The organism is Actinomadura harenae (genome assembly GCF_003696215.1).
Classification (GTDB): Bacteria; Actinomycetota; Actinomycetes; order Streptosporangiales; family Streptosporangiaceae; genus Spirillospora; species Spirillospora harenae.
Genome location: NZ_RFFG01000110.1, coordinates 1 through 25,301 on the forward strand (window position 1 = coordinate 1; position 25,301 = coordinate 25,301).

At 74.5% G+C, this 25,301-nt stretch carries 16 protein-coding genes; 13 read left to right on the top strand and 3 right to left on the bottom strand.

Going from position 1 to position 25,301, the window contains the following annotated elements; genetic code table 11:
• From EBO15_RS36185 to EBO15_RS36235, 12 genes are all read left to right on the top strand, one after another.
• Positions 1–1,679 (top strand): helix-turn-helix domain-containing protein (locus EBO15_RS36185; protein WP_147481817.1); only part of this gene is annotated, 1,679 nt, incomplete at its 5' end.
• 403 nt (positions 1,680–2,082) lie between these two features.
• Positions 2,083–4,545 carry a M4 family metallopeptidase gene (locus EBO15_RS36190; protein ID WP_122198986.1) on the top strand — a complete coding sequence of 821 codons (2,463 nt, stop codon included), beginning with the start codon at positions 2,083–2,085 and terminating at the stop codon, positions 4,543–4,545.
• Between the two features lie 239 nt (positions 4,546–4,784).
• A complete protein-coding gene (locus EBO15_RS36195) occupies positions 4,785–6,695 on the top strand; it encodes a M1 family metallopeptidase (protein ID WP_233616676.1) in 1,911 nt (636 codons plus the stop codon).
• A gap of 293 nt (positions 6,696–6,988) precedes the next feature.
• Positions 6,989–7,867, top strand: a complete 879-nt coding sequence (locus EBO15_RS36200; RefSeq protein ID WP_122198987.1) for an SDR family NAD(P)-dependent oxidoreductase — start codon at positions 6,989–6,991, stop codon at positions 7,865–7,867.
• A gap of 418 nt (positions 7,868–8,285) precedes the next feature.
• Positions 8,286–9,092 (top strand): EI24 domain-containing protein, encoded by an 807-nt coding sequence (locus EBO15_RS36205; RefSeq protein ID WP_233616677.1) that lies wholly within the window; start codon positions 8,286–8,288, stop codon positions 9,090–9,092.
• A 75-nt stretch (positions 9,093–9,167) separates the two neighbouring features.
• Complete coding sequence (locus tag EBO15_RS36210; protein ID WP_122198988.1) at positions 9,168–11,015, top strand: hypothetical protein; 1,848 nt, start codon at positions 9,168–9,170, stop codon at positions 11,013–11,015.
• 143 nt (positions 11,016–11,158) lie between these two features.
• Complete coding sequence (locus EBO15_RS36215) at positions 11,159–11,944, top strand: SDR family NAD(P)-dependent oxidoreductase (protein WP_122198989.1); 786 nt, start codon at positions 11,159–11,161, stop codon at positions 11,942–11,944.
• A 68-nt stretch (positions 11,945–12,012) separates the two neighbouring features.
• Positions 12,013–13,767 carry a hypothetical protein gene (locus tag EBO15_RS36220; RefSeq protein ID WP_122198990.1) on the top strand — a complete coding sequence of 585 codons (1,755 nt, stop codon included), beginning with the start codon at positions 12,013–12,015 and terminating at the stop codon, positions 13,765–13,767.
• Entirely contained in the window at positions 13,767–13,898 is a 132-nt protein-coding gene (locus EBO15_RS46940) for a hypothetical protein (protein WP_267898454.1), read from the top strand. Before EBO15_RS36220 ends, EBO15_RS46940 begins: the two co-directional genes overlap by 1 nt.
• 18 nt (positions 13,899–13,916) lie before the next feature.
• Positions 13,917–14,735 (top strand): glycosyltransferase, encoded by an 819-nt coding sequence (locus EBO15_RS36225; protein ID WP_122198991.1) that lies wholly within the window; start codon positions 13,917–13,919, stop codon positions 14,733–14,735.
• Complete coding sequence (locus tag EBO15_RS36230) at positions 14,732–16,126, top strand: glycosyltransferase family 4 protein (RefSeq protein WP_233616678.1); 1,395 nt, start codon at positions 14,732–14,734, stop codon at positions 16,124–16,126. The genes EBO15_RS36225 and EBO15_RS36230 overlap by 4 nt, the downstream gene beginning before the upstream one ends.
• 75 nt (positions 16,127–16,201) lie before the next feature.
• A complete protein-coding gene (locus EBO15_RS36235; RefSeq protein WP_122198992.1) occupies positions 16,202–20,533 on the top strand; it encodes an alpha-(1->3)-arabinofuranosyltransferase domain-containing protein in 4,332 nt (1,443 codons plus the stop codon).
• Here EBO15_RS36235 and EBO15_RS36240 read toward each other — a convergent pair.
• The 3 genes from EBO15_RS36240 to EBO15_RS36250 are packed head-to-tail and all read right to left on the bottom strand — an operon-like array spanning position 20,447 to position 24,032.
• The gene (locus tag EBO15_RS36240) at positions 20,447–21,745 is read right to left on the bottom strand and encodes an acyltransferase family protein (protein ID WP_233616679.1); all 1,299 of its coding nucleotides are present in this window, start codon (positions 21,743–21,745) and stop codon (positions 20,447–20,449) included. The two genes, EBO15_RS36235 and EBO15_RS36240, sit on opposite strands and share 87 nt — an antisense overlap.
• Complete coding sequence (locus EBO15_RS36245) at positions 21,742–22,539, bottom strand: glycosyltransferase family 2 protein (protein WP_122198993.1); 798 nt, start codon at positions 22,537–22,539, stop codon at positions 21,742–21,744. The genes EBO15_RS36240 and EBO15_RS36245 overlap by 4 nt, the downstream gene beginning before the upstream one ends.
• Complete coding sequence (locus tag EBO15_RS36250; RefSeq protein WP_233616680.1) at positions 22,536–24,032, bottom strand: MFS transporter; 1,497 nt, start codon at positions 24,030–24,032, stop codon at positions 22,536–22,538. The genes EBO15_RS36245 and EBO15_RS36250 overlap by 4 nt, the downstream gene beginning before the upstream one ends.
• A 219-nt stretch (positions 24,033–24,251) precedes the next feature.
• On the opposite strand from EBO15_RS36250, the gene EBO15_RS36255 reads away from it, so the two are divergent.
• Positions 24,252–25,301: DUF3068 domain-containing protein (locus tag EBO15_RS36255; protein WP_147481818.1), on the top strand; the 1,050-nt coding region annotated here is incomplete at its 3' end.

Below are 25,301 nucleotides of genomic sequence, written 5' to 3' on the forward strand. Positions count from 1 at the left end.
GCCGGCGCGGGGCCCCGGCGGAGGCGTGCCGGCTCGGCCGCCTCGCCGCCGAGCACACCCCGCCGGACGATCCCGGCGGCTTCGTGAACCGGCTGCTCACGGCGTCCGAGGACGCGATCGCCGCCGGGGACCTGCCCGAGGCGCGGCGGATCGCGCACGAGGCGCTGGCCGTGGCGTCCGAGCCCGCGCCCCGGGTGCGCGGCTGGCTCGCGGTGATCGACTCGGCGGGGCAGGCGCTCGCCGAGTTCGGCGACATCTTCCCGCGCGCGCTCGCGGACGCCGGGGACGACCCGGCCCTGCTCGCGCCGCTGCACTACCGGCTCGCGTGGCGGGCGTGGCTCGTCGAGGGGTCGGCGTTCGAGGCGCACGAGCACGCGGCGCGCTCGGCCGAGCTGGCCGCGCGCGCGGGAGACCGGCGCACCGAGATCCTCGCGCTGGCCAAGCAGGCGCACCTGGCGTTCTTCCTGGGCCGTCCGGACGCGGAGCGGACGCTCGCGCGCGCGTTGTCGTCCCCGCAGGACCCGCGCGTGATGGTGGACCACAACGGTCCCGCGTTCCAGCGCTACCGGCACCACCTGCTCGCCGACCGGCTGGAGGAGGCGCGGGCCGAACTGCGGTCGCTGATCTACCTCGTCCGGCGGCGCGGCGCGGTCGAGAGCCTGTGCCACTGCCTGCACAACCTCGCGCGCGTGGAGGTGCACCGCGGACGCTGCGACCGGGCGCTGGACGTGGCGCGGCAGAGCCTCCGCCTGGCCGAGGACAGCGACCTCAGCCAGGGCCCATCGTGGTTCTCGCTGGCCCTCGCCGAGGCGGCGGGCGGCGACGCGGAGCGGGCCGCGGACGCGGCGCGCCGGGCCGAGCAGCACAGCGCGGACGACGGCGACCTGCTGTTCCTCCCGCAGGCGTGGTTCGTCGCCGGGCACATCCACCTGATGGCCGGACGGAACGAGGCGGCCGCGGCGCTGCTCCGGCGCGTCCGGCGGTCGGAGGAGGCGCAGGGGCTGGGCGACCCGGCGATGCGGCGCTGGCACGGCGACCTCGCGGAGGCGCTCGCGCTGTCGGGGAACCTGGACGAGGCGGCCGAGCTGATCGACGAGACGCGCGCCCGCGCGACCCGGCTGGAGCGCCGCGTCATGCTCGCGGTGATGGACCGGGCCGCCGCGCTGGTGGCGTCCGGACGCGGGGACGGCTCGACGGCGGCCGCCCTCGCGCGGCGGTCGGCGACGGCGCTGGCCGAGCAGCCGTTCCGGCTGGAGGAGGGGCGTTCCTGGCTCGTGCTGGGACGCCTGAGACTCGGGCAGAACGACGCTCCCGGGGCGCGGTCGGCGCTGCGCGAGGCCCGCCGGGTCTTCGCGCACGCGCACGCGCGCCCGTGGCTCGCGCTGGTCACCGCCGAGCTCGACCGCGTCCGGGACCTGGACCGGGCGGCGCAGGCGCCGTCCGCGCCGCCCGCCGCGCTGGGGGTGCTGAGCGCGATGGAGGCGAAGGTCGCCGGGCTCGTCGCGGAGGGCGCGACCAACCGCGAGATCGCGGCACGCCTGTTCATCAGCGTCAAGACGGTCGAGGCCGCGCTGACCCGGACGTACCGCAAGCTCGGCGTCCGGTCGCGCGTGGACCTCGCGCGTCTCGCCTCGGCCCCGCACCGTCCTCCCCAGGATCCCCCGCCGAGCGGCTCCTAGGAACCCTGCGCGACCCTGCGCCGCGTTCGTCCGCGTGATCGTCCACGGGGCCTCTTCGCCGGCTTGTGGGGCGGGCGTGATTCCGGTGCGCGGAATTTCGTCCTCACAGGGGGTCGATATCGCCTTCACGGCGCGTGGATAAGGCCGACGTCGGACGTCATGTGGGCGTTGTGTCCGGTTCATGTGCGAGTTCGTAGGGATATCCCTAACGTTCGCGCTTCGGTCTTCCTTGGGCGAGTTAGTGCGCTGAAACTGCCGTTGATCCGAGATGCGGCGATTTGCCCCCCGCCATGCCGCGAAAGGAGCTCCCAGCCCGACACTCGCCGCCCTCGTCCCCGTTCCAAACGCCCGCCGTCCCTCGCGGCGGGCTCCTGCCCAACGAGGCGAGAGGGAACCGATCCACATGACCCCCCGTAGAATCGTGACGGTGTCGAGCGCGGCCGTGATCGCCGCGGCCGGCCTCGTCGCCCTCCCCGCAGCAGCGGCCCAGGCCGGGCCCAAACCCAAACCCGGAATGCCGGCCGGGCCGTCGTCCTTCACCAAGGACGACTTCACGGCCACCCCGGCCCCCGCCACCCGCAAGGCCGCCATCAAGAACGCCGAGAAGGCGCTCGCGTCGCACGCGTCCCAGGCGCACGCCAAGGCGGGGCACGCGTTCGTGCCGCGCACGGTGGTCGTCGACAAGAACGGCGCCGCCGACGTCCGCTTCGACCGGACCTACAAGGGACTGCCCGTCTACGGCGGCGACCTGATCGTCCACCTGAAGCCGGGCGGCTCCCTCAAGGAGATCAACACCAACACCCGCGAGACCCCGACCGTCCCCACCGCGCCGTACATCAGCGCGACCACGGCGCAGTCGGTGTCGCGCGGCCAGGTCCACGGCAAGGTGAACTCGGTCGACAAGCCGCACCTGGCCGTCTGGAACATCGGCCGGTCGTCCCAGCTCGTGTGGGAGACCGTCGTCCGGGGTGTCCGGACCGACCGGACGCCGACCGTCCTGCACGTCCTGGTGGACGCGCGCAAGGGCAAGGTCGTCACCAAGCGGGACGAGGTCGACTCGTTCCTCACCACCGCGCAGGCCGCCAAGCTGGCGAAGACCCAGAAGGCCAAGGCGGCCAACGGCAACATCCTCACCGCCGGGACCGGCAACACGATCTACAGCGGGTCGGTGTCGCTGGACCTGACGCAGTCGGGCAGCACGTGGTCGATGAAGGACCCGTCGCACGGCAACGGCTACACGACGAACATGAACCACGGCACGAGCGGCACCGGGACGACCTTCAGCAACTCGTCCGGGACGTTCGGCAACGGCACCAACAGCGACGCGGCCTCCGCCGGCGCGGACGCGCACTACGGCGCGGCCGAGACGTTCGACTACTACAAGAACGTCCACGGCCGTAACGGCATCTTCGGCGACGGCAACGGCGTCCCCTCGCGCACGCACTACGACAACGCGTACGTGAACGCCTTCTGGGACGGCACCCAGATGACCTACGGCGACGGCGCGAACAACGCCAAGCCGCTGGTCGAGATCGACGTGGCCGGCCACGAGATGAGCCACGGTGTCAGCGGCGCCCTCACCAACTGGGACGAGACCGGTGAGACCGGCGGCATGAACGAGGGCACCAGCGACATCTTCGGGACGATGGTGGAGTTCTACGCCAACAACCCCGTGGACCGTCCCGACTACACGATGGGCGAGCTCATCGACATCAACGGGGACGGCACGCCGCTCCGTTACATGTACAACCCGTCGCTCGACGGCCAGTCGCCGAACTGCTACACCAGCAGCAACGGCAGCCTGGACCCGCACTACTCGCTCGGCCCGCTCACGCACTGGTTCTTCCTGCTTGCGGTCGGCTCCGGTGACCACGGCTACGGCAACAGCCCGACCTGTGACAACTCCACCGTCACGGGTCTTGGCAACAACAAGGCCGAGAAGATCTGGTACAAGGCGCTCGCGTCCTACGCCAACAGCAGTGAGAACTACTCGCAGGCCCGCATCGACTCGCTGAAGGCCGCCGCGGACCTGTACGGCACCCACTGCACCGAGTACAACACCGTGAACTCCGCCTGGGCGGCGGTCAGCGTCACCGGCACCGACCCGGTTCCCGGCACATGCGGAAGCCAGCCCGGCTCCCCGCAGGTGACCAACCCCGGCAACCAGACCGGCACCGTCGGAACGGCCGCCAGCCTGCAGATCAGCGCGTCCGACCCGGGCGGCTCCACCCTGACCTACAGCGCCGCGGGCCTGCCCGCCGGCCTGTCGATCAACGCCTCGTCCGGCCTGATCTCCGGCACCCCGACCACCCAGGGCTCCTCGTCGGTGACCGTGACCGCCAAGAACACCGCGGGCAACACCGGGACGACCACGTTCACCTGGACGATCAACCCGGCCGGCGGCGGGACCTGCGCCAGCCCCGGCAACAAGGTGACCAACGGCGGGTTCGAGTCCGGGACCACGCCGTGGACCACCACCTCCGGGGTCGTGTCGGCCAACGGCAGCGGCGAGTCCGCGAACACCGGCACGCACTTCGCGTGGCTGGACGGCTACGGCACCACCCACACCGACAGCGCGACCCAGTCGGTGACCATCCCGGCGGGCTGCAAGGCCTCGCTGACCTACTACCTGCACATCGACACCAGTGAGAGCGGCAGCACGGCGTACGACAAGCTCACGGTCAAGGCGGGCTCCACGACGCTGAAGACCTACAGCAACACCAACGCCAACACCGGCTACTCGCTCCAGACCGTCGACCTGTCGTCCTTCGCGGGCCAGACGGTGACCCTCTCCTTCAGCGGCACCGAGGACGCGTCCCTGCAGACCAGCTTCGTCGTCGACGACGTGGCGGTGAACGCCTCCTGACGTCGCCCGGCGCCGGCCTCCGTCCCCCGCGGCGGCCGGCGCCACCCGGCGGAGCCGGTCGGAAGGCCGCTCCCCACCCGGTCCGGGCCCGAGGACCCCGCCTGAGGGCCCTGCCCGAGTGACCTGCCCGAGTGCCGGGCCCGAGTGCCGGGCCGGACGGACGGCCTGACGGTTCCATCCCTTGTCCCGGGCGCGATCCTCGCGGCCGCGCCCGGGACCTGCCCGCGAGGGAGAACCCCGTGACCCGCAAGCCTCTCGGCGCACGCCCCGTGGTGCGCCGCGTGAGAACCCCCCGCACACGACGGATCCTCGCCCTCGGGGCGGGGGCCGCGCTGGTGGCGGCGAGCCTCGCCGCCCCGCCCGCCTCGGCCCAGGCGCCCTCCGCCAAGCCGAAGCCCCCGGTGGCCGCCGACTGCGCGTCCGCGCAGGTCGTCGGCAACGGCGGCTTCGAGAGCGGCGCCTCGTCCTGGACGGCGTCCAGCAACGTGATCTTCACGGGCGGCGGCCGGACGGCGCACTCCGGCGCCGGGTTCGCCCGCCTGGACGGCACCGGCGGCACGCACACCGACACGCTGTCGCAGTCGGTGACCCTGCCCGCCGGATGCTCCTCGGCGTCCCTGTCGTTCTGGCTGCACGTCGACACCGACGAGACCGACCAGGTCGCCTACGACAAGCTCACCGCGAAGATCGGCACGACCACGCTCGGCTCGTTCTCCAACCTGGACGCGGCGAGCGGCTACGTGAAGAAGACCTTCGACGTGTCCGCGTACGCGGGCCAGACCGTCACGCTCGCGTTCACCGGAGCCGAGGACGCGAGCCTCCAGACCGGCTTCGTGCTCGACGACGTCGCCCTGGACGTCTCCGGCGGATCCACCCCGCCTGCCGGTGACTCCACCCGCACGCCCGCGACGCCGTCCTACACGGTGAACCTCAGCAGCGACGCGTCCGGCGGGACGTGGACCGGGCACGAGTCGGTGTCGTTCACGAACGCGTCCGCGACGCCGCTGTCCGAGGTCTACCTGCGGCTCTGGGACAACTACCACGGCAGCTGCCCGTCCAACACGCCGATCACCGTCTCCAACGTCTCCGGCGGGACGGCGGGATCGCTGGAGGTCGGCTGCACGGCCCTCAAGGTCACCCTGTCCGCCCCGCTGAACCAGGGGCAGAGCGGGACGGTCGGCTTCGACCTCGGCATCGTCGTGCCGTCCGGCGCGGACCGGTTCGGCCGGGACGGCTCGTACAACTTCATCGGCAACGCGCTGCCCGTGCTCGCCATCCGGGACGCGTCCGGCTGGCACCTCGACCCGTACACCAACAACGGCGAGTCGTTCTACTCGCTGGCGTCCGACTTCAAGGTCACGCTCGACCACCCGACCTCGCTCGCGGTCCCCGCCACCGGCACCTCGACCGACACGCCCGGCTCGTCCGGCCGGACGGTCACGACCGCGACGGCGGCCAAGGTGCGGGACTTCGCGTGGGCGGCCGGGCCGTTCCAGAAGGTCTCGGGCACCTCGTCCGGCGGCGTGAAGGTCAACGTCTACTGGGTGAGCGGGATCTCGTCCTCGTCCGCGCAGTCGATGCTGAACACCTCGACGAACGCCCTGGACGTGCACTCCTCGCGGTTCGGCGCGTACCCGTACGGCGAGGCGGACGTCGTCCTCGACAACAACTTCTGGTTCGGCGGCATGGAGTACCCGGGATTCGTGCTCGACCTGGTCAGCTCCACCGCGCTCGCGCACGAGCTCGCCCACCAGTGGTGGTACGGGATCGTGGGCGACGACGAGTACAACGGCCCCTGGCTGGACGAGGCGTTCGCCGACTACTCGACCGACCTGTACTTCGGTGACACCGGGTCGGGCTGCTGGTCGGGCGTGTCGTGGGCGTCGTCCGCCGAGAAGATCACCAACTCGATGGCCTACTGGGACGCGCACTCGTCGCGGTACTCCACGGTCGTCTACGACTACGGCAAGTGCGCGCTGCACGACCTCCAGCGGGTCCTCGGCGACACGGCCATGGCGAACCTGCTGCGCACCTACGCGCAGTCCCACTGGTACGGGGTCTCGACGACGGCGGAGTTCAAGGCCGCGGCGCAGGCCGCGACCGGCACGGACCTGACGTCCTTCTGGACCCAGCACCGCATCGAAGGCTGACCGCGCCGGGCCGGGGCCTGCCCCCGAGCCCCGGGCCGGTGCGGTTGGAAGACCCGCCCCCCGCCCGTGTTCCGCCCCGTCCCTCCGGACGGGGCGGACGCGTGCCCGCTCCCGGAAGTCCCGGGAAGTTCCGGGAAGCGGTGGGAACGGGCCGGGAAACGTGTCATGACGTGTCCGGAAACCGGATGTTCGGGGACGGACGACGCCGCGGGCGGGAGATCTTCCGCGAATTCCCGTCCGAACGTTCGGTTCGGGTCTTCCACTGTGACGCAGGTCTCCGGGAGGCTGGGTGCATGGAGGACAAGATCGCGCTCGTCACCGGGGCCACGTCGGGGATCGGGAAGGAGACCGCGCGCGAGCTCGCCCGGCGCGGCTTCCGCGTCGGCATCGTGGCCCGCAACCCCACGCGCGCGGAACGGGCCGTGGAGGAGCTGGCCGGGAGCGTCCCCGGCGCGATCTTCGACCTGTTCCTGGCCGACCTGTCGGCGCTGGAGGACGTCCGGCACGCGGCCGAGCGCGTCCACGCGGCCTACGGGCGGCTGGACGTCCTGGTGAACAACGCGGGCGTGCACCTGCTGCGGGCCAAGACCAGCGCGGACGGCCACGACCGGATGATCGCCACCAACCACCTTGGACCGTTCCTGCTCACCGAGCTGCTCCTCGGCCTCCTGGAGAAGGCCGGTGTCGCGGACGGCGCCCGCGTGGTGACCGTGGCGTCCGAGGCGCACCGGCAGGCGGGCCACCTGGACCCCGAGCGGTTCGCCGAGCCCGCCCCCTACGGGCCGTCCGGATCCTTCCGCGTGTACGCGCGGTCGAAGCTGCTCAACATCCTGTTCACGCAGGAGCTCGCCGAACGCCTGGACGGCACGGGCGTCACCGCGAACGCCGTGTGCCCGGGCATGGTCGCCACCGGTCTCGGCCGGGACGCCCCCGGCGTCGGACGCGTCGCCGGGCTGCTCTCCCATACGCCCGCCCTGCGGACGGCGGCACAGGGCGCGCGCGTCGTCGTCCGGGTGGCCACCGACCCCGAGTTCGCGACCCGGACGGGCGAGTACGTCACGTCCACGCCCGGCCTGCGCTTCCTGCCTCGGTCGAGCCCCCTCAAGGACGCCGCGCTCCGCAAGGCGATCTGGGATCGTTCCTCCGCACTTGTCGGGCTTCCCTGCCGCTAACGTTGCCCCCGTGAGCCACCCGTACGACCCCTCGACGCCTCGCCCTGGTCAGCCCGGGCCCGGCGGACGTCCTCCCGCGCCCGGCTGGAACCCCGCGCCGCCCCCACAGGGCGGCCCCTACGGCCGGCCCCCCGCCCAGAGCGGCCACGGCCAGGCCCCAGGGCCGGGCACCTACGGCCAGGCGCCCGCGCAGGGCAGCTACGGCCAAGCTCCCGCGCAAGGCGGCTACGGCCAGGCCCCTGCGCAAGGCGGTTACGGCCAAGCGCCTGCTCAGGGTGGTTACGGTCAAGCGCCTGCGCATGGCGGTTACGGCCAGGCGCCCGCTCAAGGGGGTTACGGTCAAGCGCCTGGTCAGGGCGGGTACGGCCAGGCGCCTGCTCAAGGGGCGTATGGGCAGGCGTTCGCGCAGGGGCCGCTCGTGCCCGCGGTCAAGGGGCGTGGGCTGAAGGACCTGGGGTCCGGGGTCGCGTACTTCTTCCGGGGCCTGGCGTGGGTCGCGCGGCGTCCCGGGATGTGGCTGTTCGGGCTGATCCCGGCGCTGATCGTGCTGGTCGTGTACGCGGTGCTGCTGGGCTCGCTCGCGTGGAACCTGGACGGCGCGGCGCGCTGGGTGACGCCGTTCGCCGACCACTGGTCGTCCGGGCTGCGCACCGCGACGCACGTGGTGGCGGGGCTCGCGCTGTTCGGCTCGGCGGCGTTCCTGGCCGTGCTGACGTTCACCGCGCTGACGATGCTGATCGGCGACCCGTTCTACGAGCGGATCGCGGTCGCCGTCGAGGACTCGCAGGGCGGGGCCCCGCCCGAGCCGGACGTCCCGCTCGCCACGCAGATCGCGCGGGCGGTCAAGGACGCGCTGATCCTCGGCCTGATCGCGGTCGTGTTCGGGCTGCTGTTCTTCGTCCTCGGGTTCCTGCCGGTGGTCGGGCAGACGGTCGTGCCGGTCGTCGCGGCGTGCGTGTCGGGATACTTCCTCGCGGGCGAGCTGACGGCCGTCATGCTGGAGCGGCGCGGCCTGATGCGCCGCGACCGGTTCGCGTTGCTGAAGGCGCACCGGTCCCTGGCGGTGGGTTTCGGCGCGTCCGCATTCGTCGTCTTCCTCATTCCTTTGGGCGCGGTGTTCGCGATGCCCGGAGCGGTCGCGGGAGGGGCGTTGCTGGCGCGAGAGCGGCTCGTGCCTGCGATTCCCGCGTCGCACCGGGAACGGGTGCCACCGGCACATCACTGAGGCGATAGAAAGATGTGTCCTGAGTGTAATTACCGGCCGGTCCCTAATGAGTGATCTTCGCGTAACGTGTGCCGCATGTCCGATCAGGGGGAGCGCGGAGCGCGCTGGACCGACATGAGCGAGCACGGGGCCGACGGGGAGATGGCCGACGCGCCGACCGGCCCGCTGCCCGCCCAGCCCGCCGCCGGGCGATCCCCGCGGGCGACCGCGGAGACCCCGACCCGGACGTCGTTCCCCGAGGTCGAGGTGAAGGTCCCCGAGGTCTCGATTCCCGAGCCGACCGGCCGCACCGAGTTCTCCGAGCCGGACCCGGCGCCCGCCGACGAGCCGGAGCCCGCGCCCGCCGAGTACCACGACGTCTGGGGCAAGGTCGAGGCCCCGCACATGCGCCGGCGCGAGCCGGAGCCCGAGCCGGAGCGGGGCCCCGGCGCGTCCAGGGCGCAGGCGGCCCCCGACGCCGCCCCCGCCGCCGACGCGGCGCGGGTGGAGCCCCGCGGGTACGAGGACGCTCCGTCCGTCGAGGCGAAGCTCACGCAGGAGACCCACGACCTCGCCGACGTCGTCGGCCCGGTCGAGTTCGACGTCGAGCCGGACGGGCGGCACGAGCCCGGGGCGGTCTCCCCGGAGTCCGGCCCCTGGTGGCACGACAAGCCGCGCGAGCCCGTCCCCGCGTGGGAGGAGCCCAAGCCCGCTCCCGCGCACGAGCGCGCGCCGTCCGTCCGTGAGGCGATGACGCCGTCCGCGCCGCAGGGCGAGCCCTCCGCGCCGCAGACCGGTGGGAGGGCCGAGCCGACCTTCCATGAGGCCGCCTACTCCGAGGGCGCCGACACCGGCGCGCCCCGGCGCGGCAAGGACGTCCCCGTGACGCAGTCGGCGCACGACGCCGACGTGAAGGTCGCGCCGGTGGACGAGCCGGCCCCCCAGGGCGGGGCCTGGGAGGGAACCCTGTTCGAGGGCGGCGACGAGGGCGGCGGTGACGGGCGGTACGCGGCCGTGGCCGACCCGACCGCGGCGTCCGCGTCGGCGCGTCCGGGCCGTCCGAGCAGCGGGAACTGGCAGATGCCGGGCTGGATGGCGGACGAGAAGGCCGCGGACGACATGCTGGTCGGCGGCGGAGCGCCGTCGTCCGGCGGGTCCGGTGGGCCGGGCGGCTTCGACGACGAGACCGGGGGCGGGCGGTCGACCCGCGTGGCCCTGTTCGGCGGCGTCGGCGTGCTGGTCGTGGCGCTGGTCGCGGCGGGCGGCGTCTACTTCATGCAGAAGAAGAAGGACGCGCCCACGTCGTCCGCCTCCACCGTGGACCGGCCGGGCGTTCCCGCCCCGACGCGGAAGTCGCACGCGCCGAAGCCGCAGCTCCCGCCGGACAAGCCCCTCGCGAGTTTCGCCGGCAAGCCCGGGAAGATCGCGGGGCGGGTCGCGGACGCGAAGTCCGGGCTGTCCTACCCGCGGTTCGCCGAGCCGTGGCAGGTGCCGACCAAGAAGAACAAGCTGGGCGTGACCGGGTGGTCCGGCCAGCAGATCCTGGTCACCGAGAAGCACGGCGACCAGCTCTGGTACGGCCAGCTGCTGACCGGCTCGCTCGCCGCGACGCTCCTGCCGCACTACAAGGGCCCGGAGAGCCTCAAGGCGGTCGCGGTGCTCGCGGCCAGTGGCTTCGACAAGGACTACTACTCGTTCCAGCACGAGTCGACGCCGCTCGCGTCGCAGGCGCTGACGGTCGGCGCGCACAAGGGCTGGCTGGTCGCGCGCTACCTGAAGTACAAGCGTCCGGGCGTCCGGGCGACCGGTGAGGTCGTGGTGACCGCCGTGGTCGACACCGGGCACAAGACCCCGGCCGTCGCGTTCGCGTCGCTGCCGAACACGCACCGCAAGCTCTGGCCGGACATCAACGCCTTCGTGGACGGGCTCAAGGTCGCTCCCTGACCGGGATCGCGGTCCTTTCCAGGCGGATCCTCCCCGAGGCCGTCGCCCTGACCAGGGAGCGGATCCTCGGCCTGCCTCGCGGACGGACTTCGCGGGACGGTTAACATGAAGATCTTTCATGTCGTCGTCCCGGAGGAGCCGCAGTGGAGCTGGGCCGGAGAATCGTCCTGATCACCGGGGCGTCGTCGGGGATCGGCGCGGCGTCCGCCCGCGCGTTCGCCCGCGCGGGCGCGACGGTCGCGCTGGTCGCCCGCTCGAAGGACCGCCTGGAGGAGTTCGCCGCCGAGATCGGCGACCAGGCGCGCGTCTTTCCGTGCGACCTCGCCGACCCGGACGCCGTCCTCGAGCTGGCCGCGCGCGTCCGCGCCGAGCTGGGCGTCCCGGACGTGATCGTCAACAACGCGGGCGCGGGCCGCTGGCTCTTCGTGGACGAGTCGACCCCGCACGACTTCCGCGACATGGCCGCCGTCCCCTACCTGGCCGCCGGGTACGTGACCACGGCGTTCGCCGCCGACATGGTCCGGCGGGGGAGCGGGCGGATCGTCGTGGTGAACTCGCCGGTCTCGCGGGCCACCTGGCCGGGCGCGTTCGGCTACGCCGCCGCGCGCTGGGGCCTGCGGGGGCTGGTCGCCGCGCTGCGCGTCGACCTGCGCGGCACGGGCGTGGGCGTCACCGAGATCGTCCCGGGCAAGGTGTCCAGCGACTACTTCGCGAACAACCCCGGGTCGGAGGAGCGCGTCCCGAGCCTCTCGGCGATCATCCCGACCGTCACGCCCGAGCAGGTCGCGCGGGCGCTGGTGACGGCGGTGCGGCGCGACCGGTCCCGGGTCGCGCTTCCGCTGATGATGCGCGTGACCATGGCGCAGGCGTGGATCGCGCCGAGCCTGACGCACCGCCTGATGTCCCTGACCGGCGCGAAGCGCTCCTGACGCTCCGGGGTGCCGGGGCGTCGGTCCGTGCGGGTTCGTCCAGGTGGATCCGATAACGTCCGGACGGGATGACTGACGGGACGACCGCGCGCGCCCGGCACGGGGCCGCCGCGCTGACCGGCCTGGTCCTGGGCCTGCTGGCGCTGGGACCCGGACTCGCGCGGGGGTTCCTGCTGTCCTACGACATGGTCGCCGTGCCGAGGCAGCCGCTCACGGCGCTGACCTTCGGGCTGACCGGAACGCTGCCCCGGCATGTCCCCAGTGACGCGTTCGTGGCGGCGCTGTCGGCCGTGCTGCCCGGTGACCTGGTGCAGAAGGCGCTGCTCCTGGCCGTCTTCGTGCTCGGCTGCGCGGGGGCGGCGGCGCTGGTGCCGACGCGCCGGGCGCTTCCGAGGCTCGCGGCGGGCGTCTGCTACGTCTGGAATCCGTACGTGGCGGAGCGGCTCGTCCTGGGGCACTGGGCGCTGCTGCTCGGGTACGCGGCGCTGCCCTGGGCCGTCGCCGCCGCTTCGACCGAGGGGACGAGACGGGTCGTCCGGGCGCTCGTGCCCGCGGCGATCGGCGGTTTCGCCGCGATGGCGGTCGCCGGGCTTCCGGCGGTCGCGGTCGCCGCGTGTGCGCCGGGTGACCGGAAGCGGCGCGCGCGGGCGGTGGCCGGGGCCGTCGCCGTGGTCGCCGCGCTGAGCCTGCCGTGGCTGGTGACGGGATGGCTGCGGCCGTCGGGCGTGCCGGGCGCGCCGTCCGCCGTGGACGCGTTCGCGCCGCGCGCGGACACGCCCTTCGGCGCCCTCGGAAGCCTCCTGCTCACGGGCGGGGCGTGGAACGCCGAGGTCGTGCCCCAGGGGTACGGGACGGGCGTTCCCGTGTTCTGCTGGGCGCTCCTCGTGCTGGTGTCGCTCGCCGCCTTCGCCGCGCGGATGCGGCGGACCGACCGTCCTGCCTGGGCTTTCGGGCTCTCGGCCGCCGCTGTGGCCGGGTTCGGGGCGGCGGCGTTCGGGGTGGTCGCCGCGCCCGCGCTCAAGCGGCTGATCGAGGTCTGGTCCGGGTTCGCCGTGCTGCGGGACGGGCAGCAGTACACGGCGCCGCTCGTCCTGGTGATCGCTGTCGGGGCCGGGCTGGCCGCCGACGCGCTCGTCCGGCTCGTCCGGCCGCGGGAGAGGGACGCGCCGGCGGGTGGCGTCGCGGTCATGGTCGCGGTCATGGTCGCGGTGCTGCCGGTGGTGCTGCTGCCGTCGCTCGCCCTCGGGGCGGGCGGACGGCTGCGTCCGGTCGAGTACCCGGACGGCTGGGACACGGCGCGCGAGATCGTCCGAACCGACCCTGTCCCCGGGGACGTCGTCGTCCTTCCGTGGGCGACGTACAGGAGTTACCCCTGGAACGGCGGGCGGACGTCGCTGGACGCCCTGCCCCGCTACCTCGACCGCCGGGTCGTCACGCGGGACGCCGTGGTCGTCGGCTCCACGACCGTCCCGGCGGAGGATCCGGTCGCGCGGCGGCTCGACCCGGTGGTGGCGGGCGGCGGGCCGCTCGTCCCCGCCCTGCGCGCGGCGGGCGTGCGGTACGTCGCGCTGGACGCCGAGACCGGCCCGGACGCGCCGTGGCGCGCGCGGCTCGCGGGCGCCGAGCCGGTGCTCCCGGGACCGGCCCTCGCCCTCTACCGGATCCCGGACCCGGCCCGGCCGGACGAGGCCCGCGCGCCGCTCGTTCCGACCGTAATGTCATGGATTGTCATGGTTTCGTTGATCGCCTGGTCATTCGTCACCCGGGGCACTACTGTGACTAGACACATCTCCCGCATCCCCCGACGTGGAAGGGCCCCCTGATGCGCACTGCGATCGCTGCCATCGCGGGCACGCTGCTGGCTCTGGCCGCCGCGGTGAGCGTGGTGCACTACACCAACGCCTCCCAGGAATCGCCGGTCATCAAGCCGCTGTACAACTACGGCTCCCGGTAGGCTCCGCGCCGCCCCGCGATGGCCGTCCCCACGCCCCCGCCCGGCACGCGTCCCGCCCTCGAGGTGGTCGTGCCCGCGTACAACGAGGCCGTCCGGTTGCCGGGCGGCCTGGACGCGCTGGGCGCGCGGCTCGCGGCCCTGCCGGTCACCGCGTCCGTGCTGGTCGTGGACAACGGCAGCACCGACGCCACGGCCCGGATCGCGGCGTCCTGGCGGGGACCGGTCCCGGTCCGGGTGATCGGCTGCCCCGAACGCGGGAAGGGCGCGGCCGTCCGCACCGGACTCCTCGCCACGAGCGCCCGGTACGTCGGGTTCTGCGACGCCGACATGGCGACCGACCTGTCCGGCCTGGACGACGCGCTCACCATGCTCCGCGACGGCCACCCGGTCGTGGTCGGCTCGCGCCGCCACCCGTCCTCGCTGGTCGAGGACTACAGCCACCCGCTCCGCAAGATCGGGGCGATCGTGTTCAACCGGCTCACCCGCGACCTCGCGGGCGGGGTGACCGACACCCAGTGCGGGTTCAAGTTCTTCGACGGCCCGCTCGCCCGCGCGGCGGCCGCCGACCTCGCGACCAGCGGTTTCGCGTTCGACGTCGAGCTGCTCATGCACTGCGCCCGGCGCGGCGCGGCGATCACCGCGATCCCGGTCCGCTGGCGGGACGTGCCGGGCTCGACGTTCTCGGTCCGCCGCCACTCCGTCCGCTGCCTGCGGGACGTCGTGGCCATCCGGATGTCCGCGCGCCGCCCCGCCCCGGCCCCCCTGCCGGACCGCCCGGAGCCGGCCGGGGTCGTGCCCCTGCCGCTCCCCGAGATCAGCGGAGCCGGACCCGGATGAACGATGAGACCTCGGGCGACCTGGGCGGCAGGGCGGACGGTGGCATGAGCGGTGACGTCCGCGGGTCGCGGGTGGCGGTCGTGAACTGGCGCGATCCCGGGCATCCGGCGGCGGGGGGCGCGGAGCGGTACGCGTGGGAGCTCGCCCGGCGGTTCGCCGCCCGCGGCGCCCGCGTCACCTACGTCACCTGCCGCGCGCCCGGACAGGCGCGGCGTGAGCGCGTCGAGGGCGTGGACTTCGTCCGCCTCGGCGGGCGGTTCACCGTGTATCCGCTGGTCCTGGCGTGGACGCTCGCCCACCGGCGGCGGTTCGACGCCGTCCTGGACTGCCAGAACGGCATCCCGTTCTTCACACCGTGGGTCCTGCCGCGCCGCACCCCGGTGCTCTGCGCGATCTTCCACGTGCACGACGAGCAGTTCGGCCTGTACTTCCCCGCCTGGCTCGCCTGGATCGGCCGGACGCTGGAGGGCCCGGTCGCGCGCCGGACGTACCGGCGGCACGCCTGCACCGCGATCTCCCCGACCACGGTCGAGGCGCTGCGGACCCGGCTCGACTGGACGGGCCCGGTCTACCTCGTCCCGGTCGGCGTGGACGTGCCGGAGGGCGGGCGGGAGGAGCGGCGGGCGCCCGATCCGTCCGCGCCGCGGCTGGTGTGCGTGACCCGGCTCGTCCCGCACAAGCGCGCCGACCTACTGCTCGACCTGGTCGAACGGTGCCTGCCCGAGCGTCCGGGGCTGCGGCTGCGGATCATCGGGCGCGGCCCCGAGCAGGAGCGGCTCGCCGCCGAGATCGAGGCGCGCGGCCTCGGCGGGGCGGTCGAACTGCTCGGGTTCGTCCCGGAGGACGAGAAGGCCGCCGTCGTCGCGGACGCCGACCTGCACCTGAGCGCGTCGCGCGGCGAGGGCTGGGGCCTGGTCGTCGCGGAGGCCGCCGCGCTGGGCGTCCCGACGATCGCCTACGACGTGGACGGCCTGCGCGACGCGGTCCGGGACGGCGCGACCGGCTGGCTCGCCGCCGACACCGGCGACGCGGCCGAGCTCGTCCACACCCTCGACCGGGCGCTGGAGGAGCTCGCCGACCCCGCCCGCCGGGACGCCGTCGCGGACGCCTGCCGCGCCTGGGCGGCCGAGTTCGGCTGGGAGCGCACCGCGGACCGCATGGCCGCGCTGGTCGCCGCGTCCGTCCGGCGCGGCACCAGCGGAACGGACCGGACGAGCCGGACGGGCGGTGCGGACGCACAGGTCGTGCGCCGGTACCGTGACGGTCACCTCCGGGTCGTGGAGGGGCCGGTCCGGGACGAGCTGCTGGACGCGGGTGAGGCGGAGCCCGTGCGGCCCGCCACGCCGTTCGAGCGCCTGCTCGGCCGGGTCGAGGGCGACGCCGGCCGCTGACCTTGCGGTCGGCGGTCGGCGGTCGGCGGTCGGCGGTCGGTGGTGCGGTTCGGTTCGGTTTCGGGGGAGGGCGTCATGGTGGTCGGCGACTCGTCCGTGGCCCTGCCGGACGGCGTTCCCTCCGAGGTGGCCGTCGACCCCGTGCTGCGGGACCGCATCCGGGTGCTCGTGTGCTGCCTGGCGATGACCGCCCTCGCCGTCGGCACCAGGCCCGGCCTGCTGCTCGCCGACACCAAGATCGACATGGTGGTGGATCCCGGCGCGTTCCTCCGCCGGGCGCTGCACCTGTGGGACGCCGAGCAGTTCGGCCAGCTCCAGAACCAGGCGGCCGGGTACTTCGTCCCGATGGGCCCGTTCTACTGGCTCGGGCACGCGGCCGGGATGCCGCCCTGGATCGTCCAGCGGCTGTGGTTCGCGCTGCTGATGTGCGCGGCGCTGCTCGGCGTGCGGGCGCTCGCGGCGCGGCTGGAGATCGGCGGCCCGGCCGCGCGGCTCGCGGCGGGGACGGCGTACGCGCTCAGCCCGCACGCGCTCGCCGCGCTGGGGCAGAACTCGTGGGAGTACCTGCCGCTCGCGATGCTGCCGTGGACGGTCGTGCCGCTGGTGACGGCCGTCCGGCGGGACGGCGGACGGATCCGCGCCGCCGCCCGGTCGGGCCTGGCCGTCGGGCTCTGCGGCGGCATCAACGGCACCGCGACGGTGGCGGTGCTGGCCGTCCCGTTCCTGTTCCTGCTGACGCGTCCGCGCGGGACGCGCCGGTTCCGGCTGCTGGCCTGGTGGACGGTCGCGACGGCGGTCGCGGTCGGCTGGTGGCTCGGGCCGCTCGTCCTGACCGGGAAGTACGGGTTCTCCTGGCTCGGCTATACCGAGCAGGCCGACACGACCACCGCGACGACCGGTCTCGTGGACGTCCTGCGCGGCACCGAACGCTGGATCGACTACCTGCCGCAGGCGCTGCCGGTCGGGTCGGCCCTGGCCGGGACGGCCTGGCTGGTCGTGGTCACCGGGGTGCTCGCCGCGCTCGGGCTCGCCGGGCTCGTCCGCCGCGACCTCCCGGACCGGACGTTCCCGCTGCTGGTGCTGCTCGCCGGGGTCGCGATCGTCGCGGCCGGGCACGCGAGCCGGATCGGCGGCCCGCTCGCCCCGCACCTGCGCGACCTCCTGGACGGCCCGCTCGCGCCGCTCCGCAACCTGTACAAGTTCGACGGGATGATCCGGCTGCCGCTCGCGCTCGGCATCGCGCATCTGCCCCGCACGCTGCGGAAACGCAACGTGCGGGTCGGCGTGATCGCGGCGGCGGGCGCGACGCTGTTCGCCGTCGCGACCCCCGCGATGGCGAACGGCCTGGCCGCGCCCGGCGGCTTCCCCGAGGTCCCGAAGTACTGGCGGGACGCGGCGTCGTGGCTGAACAAGCGGGCCGGGGAGCACTCCGTGCTGGCCCTGCCGGGCTCGCGGACGGGCGACTACACCTGGGGCCGGCCGATGGACGACATCGTCCAGCCGCTCCTCCGGACGCGCTGGGGCGCGCGGCAGATGGTCCCGCAGGGATCGCCGGGGTACGCGCGCATGCTGGACGCGATCGACCAGCGCGTCGCGGCCGGTCAGGGCTCGGCCGGGCTCACCGAGGTCCTGGCACGCTCGGGGGTGCGGTACCTGCTCGTCCGGAACGACCTCACGCGGGACGACCTGGCCGGGGCCTGGCCCGCGCGCGTCCACGAGGCGCTCGCCGGCTCGCCGGGCGTGCGGCGGGTCGCGGTCTTCGGCTTCCAGCCCGGCGGGTGGAGCGACGACGCCGTGAGCGCGCGCGACCAGCCGTATCCGGGCGTCGAGATCTACCAGGTGGACGGCGCGCAGGCGGTCGCCGGGCTGGTCGCCGCCGACGATCCCGTCCGGCTGCGCGGCGCCCCGGAGGGCCTGCTCGACCTGGCCGGCGCGGGCGGCTTCAAGGGCCGTCCGGTGCTGGTCGGGGACGACGCGTCCGACCTCGGCGGGACGGACGTCGCGTCCGACTCGGCGCGGCTGCGCGACCGGTCGCGGTCGGAGATCCGCACGCAGATCGGCCCGACGCTCCCCGCCGGGACGACGCCGGTCACCGCCGGCGGCCTCGGCCCCGACCCCGGCGACCCGGCCTGGGACGGCGCGCGGACCGTCGCCGAGTACACCGGGATCACGGGCGTCACGGCGTCGTCCTCGGCCTCCGACCCGGGTACCCCGTCCGGCATCGAGGACCCGTCGGCGCTGCCGTACGCCGCCGTGGACGGCGACCCCGGCACCCAGTGGATCACCGGCGGCACGCGCGGCCCGGTCGGCCAGTGGCTCCGGGTCGACCTCCCGTCACCCCTGGACCCGGGCTCGCTCCAGGTCGCCTTCACGCGCAACGACCTGCTCGGACCGGCCCCGGCGAAGGTCGCGGTCGACACCGCGCGCGGCACGCGGGTGCAGGACGTCCGGCCGGTCGCGGACGCGCAGACGCTGACGGCCCCGCCCGGCCCCACGTCCTGGATCCGGCTGCGGATCGTCGCGGTCGCCGGGACGCCGGGCGACGGCGCGCGGGTAGGAGTCCGCGACCTGTCGATCCCCGGGATCACCGCCGAGCGCTATCTGCGGCTACCCGCGGTCCCGGGCGCGGGCGCGACGGCGCCCCAGCTGATGAGCCGGGCGGCGCCGCCCCGGCCGGAGTGCATGCGCGGCTCGTCCCGCTGGGTCTGCTCGCCCGACCTGGCGCGCGGCGACGAGGACGGCCCGGTCCTGCGGCGGGTCTTCACCGGCCGCGGCGGCGCCGCCGCGATCACCGGACGCGCCGTCGTCACCGATCCCGCCCTGGTCGACAGGCTGACCCGGCCCCGCACGCCGACGCCGCCGACGCCGACGCCGCCGACGCAGACGACGACGCCGCTGCCGACGCAGACGCAGACGCCGACGCCGACGACGCGCGTCGTGGCGAGTTCGACCTGGACGAAGGAGGCCCCGGCGCAGCCCCGCTCGGCCGTCGACGGTGACCCCGCGACGACCTGGATCGCGGCGGGCGACGACCGGAACCCGGCGCTGACGCTCGCCTGGGGGCGCGAGCTGAAGGTGAGTCGCCTGAAAGTGACCCGGCCGCCGGGCGCGCGGTCCGCGATGACGGTGACCGTCCTCGGCACGCACGGCGCGGCCCGCCAGGGCCTGCTCGACGGGGACGGGCGGCTGCGGTTCGCCCCGATGCGCACCGACCGGGTGACGCTGCGGTTCGCGACGTCCCAGGTGCCCGTCCAGGTGTCGGAGGTGCTGATCCCGGGCGTCCCGGCGCTGCCCAGGCCGAGTTCCCGGCCGTTCACGACGTCCTGCGGCATCGGCCCGGACCTCACGCTGAACGGGCACGCGGTCAAGACGAGGATCACCGGGACGGCCCGTGACGTGCTCGCCGGGCGTCCGGTGGCGTTCCAGGCGTGCCGCGCCGTCCGGCTGGCGAACGGCGACAACCGCGTCAGCGCGGGCGGCCACTTCCGCGTCGACTCGCTGACGGTCGACCCGTCCGGCGTGCTCGCTGCCGCCCGACCAGGGCAAACGTCCCCTGTGACCGTCCAGTCGTGGGGTGCGGGCAAGCGGCGGATCCAGGTGAACGCCGCACGCAAGTCGATCCTGGTAGTGAACGAGAACTACAACACGGGCTGGGACGCGAAGACCGCTAACGGCGGCTTGCTGCGTCCGATCCGGCTGGACGGCTGGCGGCAGGGCTTCGAGGTCCCCGCCGGGACGAACGGGACGATCACCCTCACGTACAAGCCCGACACCGCCTACCGGGCCGCGTTGTTCGGCGGCCTCGGCCTGCTGGCGCTGCTCGTCCCGGTCGCGATCCGGCGCCCGAGACGCGGCGACGACCCGCCCCCGCCCCCGCCCCCGCCCCCGCCCGCCGCCGCGCCCGTGACGCCCCGCGACGGACGTACGGCCCGGACGCTCCGCGTCGCCACCCCGGTGGCCCTCGCCGCGGCCCTCGGATTCTGGCTCGCGGGCCCGGTCGGCCTCGGCGTCGCGGCCCTGTCCGCGCTGGTCGGAGCCGTGCCGCAGTGGTCCGGCGGACGGACGGCCCGGCACGTCCGGTCGGCGTGGATCGCCGCGTTCTTCATGCTGCTCGGCGGCGTCTCCGTCGCCGTCGCGGCCTGGCTGACCCGGCACGGCCTCCGGCCGGACCTGATGCCCCTGCTCCGGGACGTCCTGCCGCAGATCTGCGGACTGATCGTCCTCGGGCGGCTCGCCGCCGCCCTCACCGCCCCGGAGGCCCCCGACACCTGGCTGGCCGACGGGGTCGCCCTCGAATGGTCGGCCCCCGGCGCCCCCGCCTCAACCCCCGGCGGCGCTCCCGGCGGTCCCGGCGCTCCCGGCGGCGGGTTCGGTGACCTCGGCGGGCCGGGACCGGCGCGCGGTTAGCCGTCCGCCCAGCTTCCGGACCGGTTCTTCGATCGCGTGGTAACTCGCGGTCGCGACGGCCACGGTCAGCGCGAGGCACATCGGGAAGTCGGTGAGCAGGTCGCCGGTGAACGGCGCGTGGTCGGTGAGGTCGAACCACACGAAGATCACCACGAACTGCCAGAGGAACAGCCCGTAGGAGATCCGTCCGAGGAACGCCGCCACCGGGTTGCCCAGGACGCGCCGGACCAGCGGATCGCCCGCCGGGGCCAGCGCCACGGGGGCGACCAGCAGCAACGCGACCAGCCCGTACAGGACGACGCTGAACCCGGTCGTCCACCCGTTGGTCGAGTTGAGCCGCGAGATGCCCGTGACCGGGGTCGACGCGATCACGTAGAGGAGCGCGCACGCGGCCCAGCACATCGCGGCCGACGCGGTGACCGTCCGTGCGAACCGGGCCGCCGGGCCGAGTGGCGCCGCGTTCGCCCAGACCGTCACGACGGCCAGCGCCATCCCCGCGCCGAACCATCCGAGGTACTGCGGAAGCAGGCTGCCCCAGTAGGCCGGGTTCGGCGTCCGGAGCATCGCCACCGCGTACACGACCGAGCCGACGGACATCGCACCCAGCGCGTAGAGCAGCCGCCGGGCCCGCATGTCGAGGGACTCGCCATGCCGCGCCCACCGGTCCAGCAGGAAGGCGATCGCAGGCAGCGCCACATAGAAGGACGCCTCGACGCACAGACTCCACATCTGGCCTAGGCCCTTGGGCCCCAGATGGTCCGTCCACCACGGATGCATGTCGAAGCCGTAGGTGAGCGTGGCCAGACCGAGCATGCTCAGGACGTCCGACACATGGCCCCGGCTGTACAAGCCGATCGCGACCACCATGACGACCCAGTAAGCGGGCATGAGCCGCAGCAGCCGCCGCCATAGGTATTGACCCGTGCTTGGTGAACGACGCCGGACCACTGTGGCGGCCGCCCAAGGCCGGTACAGCAGAAGCCCGGACAACACGAAGAAGATCGGCACGCCGATCTCGCCCCGGGACAGCAGCCTGGTCACCGCGGTCGGCTCGCGCGTGAGGTACCCGGTGCTCGCGGCCACGTGGAACAGCAGCACCATGAGCGCCGCGACGGCCCGGACGCCGTCCAGCGCGTCCTGCCTGCCGGAGATCACCGGCGCACCGGGCGCGGCGGGCGCCGAGGGCGCGGGCGGGCGCGCCGTCGCGGTCACGGCCGGTCCTTTCCCGCGGCGCGGGCGCCCGCGAGCAGCCCGGCCGCCTCGGTCGCCTTGAGGACGATCACCCCGGCGGACGTGACCGGCGAGCCGAGCAGCGGAAGCCGCCGCAGCGTCCCGCCCCGCCCGAGGGACCGCGCGGTCGGACGGGCCCGGTACGCGGGCAGCCAGCGTCCGTAGTAGCGCCGCTTGCGGTAGGCGGAGCGCAGCGTGAGGCGGCCCTCGTCGTGCCGGACGCCCGAGGCGGTCCGCCCGGCCCGGCGCCCGGTCGCGGCGACGCGGTCGGCGAGGTCCCAGTCCTCGAAGGCGCTGAGGTCCTCGTCGTAGCCGCCGACGTCGGCCAGGGCCGCCCGGCGGAAGATCCGCGCCGCCTCCACGGCGGGATCGCCCAGGTAGGCGCGCTTCTCCACGGCCCGGACCCGCGCCCAGAACCCCTGCCCGAACGACTCCTCCGGGATGACCAGCCCGCCGAGCCCCGGATCGGCGCCGAACGCCGCGGCCGCCTCGGCGGCGACGCCGGGGGACAGGACCATGTCCGAGTCGACGAACGCCACGACGTCCCCGGACGCCGCCCGCCAGCCGAGGTTCCGCTGCGCGCTGCGCTCCGGCCCGCCCGCCAGCACCGTGTCGGCGTACGCGGCGGCGATCCCGGGCGTCCCGTCCGTGGACGCGTTGTCGACGACGATCACCTCGACCGGGACGGTCTGCGCGCGCAGCGAGACCAGGCAGCGTTCCAGCGTCCGCGCGGAGTCGCGGGTCGGGACGACGACGGTCACCTGCGCGGCGCTCATCGGCTCGGCCTCCCGGGGTGGACGTGTCGGAGCAGGCTAGCCCGGATCGTCCCGAGCCGGGACGGCGCCCTCCCGTCGGCGTCCGCCCAGGCCAGGCCCCGTGGGAGCAGCGCGGACAGCGCACCCGCGCCGAGCAGGGCGACCGCCGCGACCCCCAGCGTCCGGGCCGTGGCGGCCGGTCCCGGGGAGGCGCCGTCCGCGAGGATCCCGGCCACGGCGACCCCGAGCACCCCGGCGAACTGCGTGACCGAGGTGTAGACCCCGGACGCCGCGCCCGACGCGTCCGCCGGGACGTCCGCGAGCACCGCGTTGGCCAGCACCGGAAGCGCCAGCCCCATCCCGATCCCGGCGACCAGGAGCCCCGGGACCAGATGCCAGGGCCGCAGGTCGCCTTCGGCCCCGGTGAACGCCCCGGTGAACGCCCCCGCGACGCCGCCGACGCCGCACGCCATCACCAGGAGGCCCGTCCGGACGAAGGCGCGGGCGCGCGGCGGCCCGAGCCGGTGCGTGGGCTGCGCCGTGAGGGCCATCCCGGCGGGCCAGGCGGCCCCGGTCAGCGCGACCCGCAGCGGCGACCAGCCGAGCCCGGACTGAAGTCCCCAGGTCAGCGCGATGAAGCAGGCCGCGACCGCCCCGAACAGTGCCGTCGTCAGCACCAGCCCGGCCGCGAACGAGCGGCGCCGCAGCAGTGACGGCGGGACGAGCGGACTCAGCCCGAGCCGCTCCCGCCGCGCCTCCACGGCCCCGAACGCCGCCAGCGCCGGAACGCTCGCGACCAGCAGGAACACGCTCCACCTCGGCCAGCCCGGCTCCCGCCCCTGGACGAGCGGCAACGTCAGGGCGAGCGCGCCCGTCCCGGCCAGCAGGACCCCCGCGACGTCCAGCCGGGGCGGCGGGGTCGCGCGCGAGTCGTCCATCCAGCGGTCGACGCCGAGCAGCGCCACCAGCCCGACCGGGACGTTCACCAGGAAGATCGCCCGCCAGCCGAGCCCGGCGACGTCGTAGTGCAGCAGGAGCCCGCCGAGCAGGGGCCCGCCGACCTGCGCCGCGCCGAGCAGCATCCCGTACAGGGTGAACGCGCGCGCCCGGGCCCGTCCGGGCGGGAACTGGACGCCGATCACCGACAGCGTCTGCGGGACCATCACCCCCGCGAACACGCCCTGCGCGGCCCGCGCCGCGATCAGCGCCCCGGGCGAGTGCGCCGCCCCGGCCGCCCAGGACGCGAACACGAAACCCGCGAGACCCGCCAGCAGCACCCGCCGCCGTCCGAGGATGTCGCCGAGCCGTCCGCCCGTGACCAGCGTCAACGCGTAGGCGAGGGCGTAGGCGGACACCGTCCACCGGCCGAGCCACGGCCCGGCGTGCAGGTCCCGCTGGATCCGGGGCAGCGCCACGTTCACGGCCGTCACGTCGACCAGGTCCATGAACGCGGCCGTGAGGGCGGCGAGCAGCGCGAGCCACCGCCGCTCCGGGACGCGCGGACGCCCGCTCACGAGGCGCGAGGACAGGTTCACGGGAGGCGGGGAAAGGGGTTCACGGGACGGTGCGGCAGAGGTTCACGGGGCGTTCCTGCCAGGGGGCCGAGGCGGGAGGTAAGGGACGTCTGATCCTGTAGGGTAACCGGACATGCCGGGCCTGAGGGCCTGGTCAGGGCCGTTCGGCCGGACGCGCCGGGAGGACCGGGAGCCACCGGCCGCCCCCCGGGAGGTGTGATGCGGCGTTCGCTGGCGCTCGTGCTCGTCGTCGCAGGCGCGTTCCTGACCACGCTCGCCCCGCTGATCCGGTTCTACGTCTCCGACCAGGTCGTGAAGGCGCCGCTGAACCGCTACGAGCGGGTCCGGCTGGAGGCGCCGAACGCCAGCCTCTTCGACATGGCCACGCTGAAGCTCAAGACGGGCGTCACCCTCGTGGCCGACAGCACGATCCGCGGCGACGTGAAGGCGAACGGCGGCAACGACCGGATCGCCGTCTGGGACTCCTCGACCACGATCACCGACAAGGCCACCGGCAAGCGGATCGACCTCCAGGCGTACCGGATGGCCTTCGACCGCCGCACCGGCCTGCTGGTGAACTGCTGCGGCGTGAACGTCGGCGGCGACGTCAACGTGAGGATGTTCGGGTACGGGCTGCTGTTCCCGATCGCGAAGGTGCACAAGCGCGACTACCCGTTCTACGACACGACCACCCGCCGCACGCTGCCGATGAGGTTCAGCGGCGAGGAGGAGGTCGGCGGGATGAAGACCTACCGGTTCATCCAGGAGGTCCCGCTCGTCAAGGTCGAGTCGATGAACATGAAGCTGAACGGCGACATGCTCGGCCTCGCCAAGGACTCCTACCCCCAGCCCGTCGACCGCTACTTCGAGGCGGTCAACACGCAGTGGGTCGACCCGCGGACGGGCGTCCCGGTCAAGCAGGAACAGAAGATCACCCAGTCGCTGCGCACCCGGGACGGGCTGGGCAGGCTCATCGTGGCGGACGCCGACCTGGTCACGGTCCCCGAGGACCAGCGGCACCTGGCGGCCCTGTCGAGCGAGTCCGCGCAGGGGATCGCCTGGACGCGCGTCTACGGTCCCGTCCTGACGCTGGCCGTCGGCCTCGGCCTGCTCGCCTCCGGGACCACGATGACGCTGCTCCGCCGCCGTGACCTCCCCCCGCCGCCGACCACCCCGCGCGGCCCGGACGGACGCTTCGGCGGCGTCGCGACCGGCCCGGCGCCCGGAACGCGCCGCCGCGTCCACCCGGCCGCCGGGTCCGGACGGGCC

Excerpts from the sequence above, each read along its gene's own strand:
- EBO15_RS36190 (WP_122198986.1), top strand. The coding sequence starts at position 2,083 with ATGACCCCCCGTAGAATCGTGACGGTGTCGAGCGCGGCCGTGATCGCC.
- EBO15_RS36200 (WP_122198987.1), top strand. The coding sequence starts at position 6,989 with ATGGAGGACAAGATCGCGCTCGTCACCGGGGCCACGTCGGGGATCGGG.
- EBO15_RS36210 (WP_122198988.1), top strand. The coding sequence starts at position 9,168 with ATGTCCGATCAGGGGGAGCGCGGAGCGCGCTGGACCGACATGAGCGAG.
- EBO15_RS36220 (WP_122198990.1), top strand. The coding sequence starts at position 12,013 with ATGACTGACGGGACGACCGCGCGCGCCCGGCACGGGGCCGCCGCGCTG.
- EBO15_RS46940 (WP_267898454.1), top strand. The coding sequence starts at position 13,767 with ATGCGCACTGCGATCGCTGCCATCGCGGGCACGCTGCTGGCTCTGGCC.
- EBO15_RS36225 (WP_122198991.1), top strand. The coding sequence starts at position 13,917 with ATGGCCGTCCCCACGCCCCCGCCCGGCACGCGTCCCGCCCTCGAGGTG.
- EBO15_RS36230 (WP_233616678.1), top strand. The coding sequence starts at position 14,732 with ATGAACGATGAGACCTCGGGCGACCTGGGCGGCAGGGCGGACGGTGGC.
- EBO15_RS36235 (WP_122198992.1), top strand. The coding sequence starts at position 16,202 with ATGGTGGTCGGCGACTCGTCCGTGGCCCTGCCGGACGGCGTTCCCTCC.
- EBO15_RS36245 (WP_122198993.1), bottom strand. The coding sequence starts at position 22,539 with ATGAGCGCCGCGCAGGTGACCGTCGTCGTCCCGACCCGCGACTCCGCG.